Source organism: Endozoicomonas sp. SESOKO3 (genome assembly GCF_024606255.1).
Genome location: NZ_JAHHPR010000379.1, coordinates 1 through 5,449 on the forward strand (window position 1 = coordinate 1; position 5,449 = coordinate 5,449).

2 protein-coding genes are annotated in these 5,449 nt (G+C 46.7%); both read right to left on the bottom strand.

Features of this window, described 5'->3' with window-relative positions; genetic code table 11:
• A partial coding sequence (locus KDK18_RS06635; protein ID WP_257254086.1) for a hypothetical protein occupies nucleotides 1–4,598 on the bottom strand: 4,598 nt, incomplete at its 3' end.
• Between the two features lie 138 nt (nucleotides 4,599–4,736).
• Nucleotides 4,737–5,449 (bottom strand): hypothetical protein (locus tag KDK18_RS06640; RefSeq protein WP_257254087.1); only part of this gene is annotated, 713 nt, incomplete at its 5' end.

The window sequence follows — 5,449 nt, forward strand, 5'->3', positions numbered from 1 at the left end:
TGCTCAAGTTCAATCTTGCTGATCAGACCTTCACGCAGCAGAGCGATGATCCTGTTACCACTGGCAGAATGGGTAGCAAAATATTCCGAGAAGCTTTTCAGGTTCTCTGGTTCATGTTCAACGAAGCTGATGGCCGCTTTGCCTAAACCGCGAATTTCGTCGTCGTATTCTTGTGCCCCTGTTTCCATCTCATACATTGCCCAGAGCGTCAGAGTCTCGAGTTCTATGAGGGCATTCCGGGGTTGATCTGCTAAAGGCTCGAGCCGGGATTCCGGCAAAGTCGTTTTCAGGCTCTTGAATACCTCTACAATTCGACTGGCCTGTTTAAAAGTCAGTTTGTTTCCGACCATTGCCTGCAAGCGAATCGGTGCAAATTCATCGTCAAAATCGAAAGTCGCAAGCAATGGCGTTGCCTTACCACTTTCTCTCGCCGCATCTGTCAGGCCCAATGCGACTCCGAGGGCTTGTTGTTTGAGAGGGTGCTGCTGAATGAAGGCGGCCATCGCAGCCCGAACTTCTGCCTGCCTCGGTGTGTACTGGAAGGGACCGTCGTCATTTTTGACGGCTTCCCTGGCAGCCTTCAGGACATCCTTCATTCTCTCAATGTCTGCTTTCCTGACTTCAATTTCACTTTCCAGACGGGCCCTTTTATGAATCAGTTGCCGGATCTTGTTGCTAATAACATTACTACTGCCCGGTTGTAACTGTTTGATTTCTTTGTTATGTGCGGTTTTAGCCTGCTCATCAATGTTACCGGGATCTTCAATCTCCTGTTTCTTGCGATCCGGATTCTCTCGTGCATTCTTCTCTTCATGCCGTGTATGGGTCACTTCCATACTTTTCCTGTCCTGCTCACGCAGGAATTCTGTGACCTGAGAGTGCTTTTCTCTGGTTAAAGTCAATTCAGACAATACTTCATTGTTTTCATTGTAAGCTTCCTGAACAACAGCATCTGTTTTGGCTCTCAGTTTCTGAACAATTTTATCTCGACTTTCTCTACTGTCCCCTTGCGGAGAATGTCTGATGTCCTCCACTCGTTCTGGCAGGAAATGTGTAATGTCCTTTACTCGCTCCTGAAGGGGTTGCTCGTCACCTGCAGCCAGATCGAACTTGATCTGAAGTTCTTTCATTGCTTGATTGAGAGCTCTGTCACCTTCATCCGAGATACTTTTCTGGACAGCACGGGTTCCGGCATATAAATATTGTTTGACAAGGATAGCATCCAGTTTTTGATTAGCCGTCTCCAGCTCACTTTCAGCGTCTTCTATTGCTCGCCATGCAGTCGCTACCTCACGATCAAGAACGTATCGGGGTTTGGGTCCGAGGCGAGCTATTTGTCTGTCAAGCTCATTTTCAATGGCTGCGATATGCTCATTGACGTCAGCAACACCTGCTTTGAAAACTTCTTCAGACAGCTGTTGGAGTTTTTTGTTTATTAGAATGTTTTGGTCTTCTATAGTGGCGTCATCTTTATAATTCTCAATGTTGATTTGATGAGCAATTTCATTATTTCTGACTCTTTTGACATCTTTATCGCCATAGACTTCGCCTACTTCTTCCATTAATGCCGAAATTTCGTTGCTAATAGCATACTTGTTGTCAGAAAGGTGAATATCGTCTTCTAATATTATCCCCAGATCATTGGCCAGTTTAGCAAGGAAAGTCCTGCCTCTTTCTTTAGCCGCATTGCTTACAGTGAAGCAGATATGCAGTTTGGCCTCTATCTCTTTAAACAGCTTTATCTGTTGTCTAATGGCTCGCTCATTCGCATCTTCGACATAAAACGTAAGATGCCTTTTAAGATTCTCGTATTTTGTTGCCCTCTGTTGGCTCGCATGTGTAATGTCTTCTTTCCAGAAAGTTTGTACTATCGCATCCAGCATGGAGTCTGATAAATCATTGTTTTCGAGTTTTGTACGAATCCTGTCAAGTCTTGTTGCTTTGTCATCACCTTCATTGACATTGATCCCGAGTATTTCCTCTACGGTTTTCAGTACCACCTGCGCATCTCCCTCTACCCGCTGCCTGCTTGCTGTGATATATGCCTGAATTTTTTTAGAAATGGTGTGACGACGGTAATACACATCGTTCTCACTATTGGCGTAATGCATCTTCAGGGAATTTTCCACAGCAGTCAGTTTCCCAACGACTTCGGGCTTGGCTTTGGGGTGACCTGGTGTTCCGATGTCTTTTAGTTCTTCTTCCAGCTCTTTAAGTTTAAAAAGCTTGAAATAGACTGTTGATTCCAGGGTGTCGCGGTCTTTCAGTCTGGTTTCAACATCACTCAGCTCAATACCAAGAACTGCTGCCAGAGCAACTTTTCTGATCCTTGTGTAAGAATCCTCCCTATTGCGTTGATTGTTCATTTCATAAAGTTTTTGACGCATAACTTCCTCTCTGAGATTCATTCCGGCAAGTGATGCAAGGATGCTTTCTTGTTGAACCTCAATATCTGCGTTGCTATCAAAATTCGGAATCTTCAAATGTGTAGCAATGGTTGCATAGCGGGCTTTGATTTCAGCTTCTTTTCCAGCATCTTTTCTGGTGCTCTGTTGTTGAAGATACAGTTGAAAGAAAAGGGCATCCCTTTGCTTAAGGTGCTGTAGAATGGCCTGGTGACGGGCTTCGAGGTCAGCTTCGTTGTTCGGTCTCAGAGCGAGCTGACCTTCAATAGTAGTCAGTCTGCGCAGGGTCTCCTCGTCGGCCTGTTTTGTCTTGTGTTGAATATGCTGTATTTGCTGTTGAATCGATTGAAAGCGGGCATCCAGATCGTTTTCATCGACCGGGGAAATACCGAGCTGGCCTTCAATGCCTGCCAGTTTTGCTTTTACAGCTTTATGATCAAACTGGCCTGTTGCGGCAATCGCCAGGTTGATTTCATGAATTTTTATACTGATCAGTTCGGCTTGTTTTACCAGTGGCAGAGTATCATCCCAGTCGTCCATACCAAGCTGTGTGGCCAATTCAAGGTTGCGAAGCTTTATAAGCTCATCGTCAATTTCCAGCTTGAGTGGTTGGACTCTCAGTTTTTCCTCATAACTGCCAATGGCTCGCTGTAGCCGTTTGCTTAGCCCGGTGAATCTGCCTTCTCTTTCCTGTAGCTCATCCAGCTCAATTTCCATCTCATGCAGCTGAGTGGTCATGTCACCAATGACTTTGTGAGCAAACTTTGCGCCTTCGTCAAAAGCAAAGCTCTGCATCAGTTCCGCGACCGACTCTACATCTTTGCGAACATTCTGAACAAAATATGGGTTAGTCAGGAGTTCTCTGAGCACGGGTTTGAAGCTGAAGTGTTTTTCCAGTTGAACCTGCATCCAGATTGGCGTAATAACAGATGAAGTGACCCGGATGTGTTTTGTGGTTGAGAATTCAAATTCGTCGGTTTCATCCTGAGCAGCAACGGCCAATGCCTGCCGAAGAGATTCATAGTATGTCAGCGTCGACAGTTTAAATACGTTAAGTTCAGCATCGTGCTGTACAGCCAATTTGGCAGAAAACTCCTCCAGCAGAGCCATCTGCCTGCTTCGAATGATGTATTGGTAGCTTTTGACCTTGTTTCTTTTAATCTTTGTAGTGTAGTCATTATCATTAGCGTCAAATTCTTCCCAGTGCCTTTGGAGGCTCTCCACAAAAGCGACATCGGTCGGATTGTGTTTCTGACCGTGGAAAACAATAATCTCTCCCGGAGCCTCAGTTACTTCCAGTTTCGGATAACCCTCAGGAACTGGATAAACCTGTGTGTTGTCCTCGACGTGTACAACATATCCGACGGGTTTCTGGTACGACAACAGATCATCCAGAGCTTCCTGTTGTAAATTTTCCCCCAGAATATGGACCTGGGTATAGGCAGAGGTGGCCGCTGCGAAAAGCACCTCATCATTGACAAAGAGCGACTGACCCAGACGCTGCAGTTCAGGAGGCTGATCGCTGGCAGCGATAAGACGCATGAAGGTGCGCCCGTTCACTTCAACTTCCTTTACCCTAATAGTGGCAAGGACGTCATAGTGATCAGTTGAACGAAGGCTTCCTCCTCTTTGATTCGCACCTTTGAGCACCCCGACTAGTTGTATGGGGCTGGCGACTCCCGTTAAAGGTTCTAATTGCAGGTCGTCACCTAATTGAGCACGAACTGCTGCCACTGAATCAGGGTCGGTCATCCCGCTTCTGACTTCAATGAGCAGTTTTTTGTCTTTCAGGCAATGCGTGAACCTGAATACCTCCTCAGCACCGACCTTCAGGACTTTGGTGTATTTCTCAGCAATGTCATGCTCGTCTGTTTCAAACAGGTTAACAGTGGAAACACCACCCTCAATACCAGAAAGAACGTCTGTGAAGCCTGCGGAAGGAACATCATTACCCACTCTGGCTTGAGTCTGAACAGGGTAGGTGGTGGTAGATTTGGGTATTGGCTGACGGGCATCACCGAAAGTTGACTTAAGCAGAACCTCATTCTGGGTAATAATCGCTTGTCCACTGCCCGAAAAATCAACAGAATGTGTCTGTAGCCTTCGCGCGGCCAGTGCCTGTGTAGTAATAATGGAAGAGCTAATGGCAATGGTCACTGCAATGCTTAATGCATTGGGGCGAGTATATGTCATTTTACTACCTCAGAGCCGGGTACTTCTATTACCGCGAAAAGCGATGGCCACATCGGGTGAGGAAGAGGGTTTCCAATCGCTCGCGGCTGTCAGCGGGTCATGGCTGCAGGTAGAAATCTTGATTGTGGGGTATTTCTTTTAATGACCATGAACATTCTGATCATCGCCCTGTTGCCAATCATAGAAGGCACCCGGAGTGTAGGAGTACGGAGTGCTTTCTGCATGGGAGAATGACCATTTAGGCACATTGTCCTTGAAATATTTCTCCCAGCCATTCTCAAACATCTTCATGGTTCGATCACGTCGTTCACGGAACTGAAGATAATTCTCGTTTCGTGTCCAGCCATACATCACGTTGTTTGCTTTAACTCGGCTGACATACTCTTCATCCGTTTCATTGAAGCGTTGGGGCGTGGCAATGGCAGTTCGTTTCAGATAGTCCGCTTCCGTTTCGCCCACGCCCCGCCAGCGATTAATTTTGTCAAGACTGCGGCCCAGAGGTCCGCCCAGCCATTGAGTGAGCATCTTGTTGTCGTTCATGAAGAAGTCGAAAGTGAGACTCGACGCCAAAGCGAATCCGAAGGTTTGAGCATAGGTAAATCCAGATATAAGACCGTGGGCGTATGCTCCTACAGTGGCTACCGGACCCAGCACCAGGCCGACTGTGGCAGAGGCCAGAGTTTTCACTTTTTCTGGTGTGATCCTGTGTACCAGCGGTACCTGAAACCCTTGTCTGGAACCCATGGATTTCACTATTTCCGGAACCAGATGGAAAATTCTGCGATACATACGAGGTTTGGCGTTGTATTGTCTGGCAAACAGCAGAGAGCCGGTTTTCAGCAGAATGACTG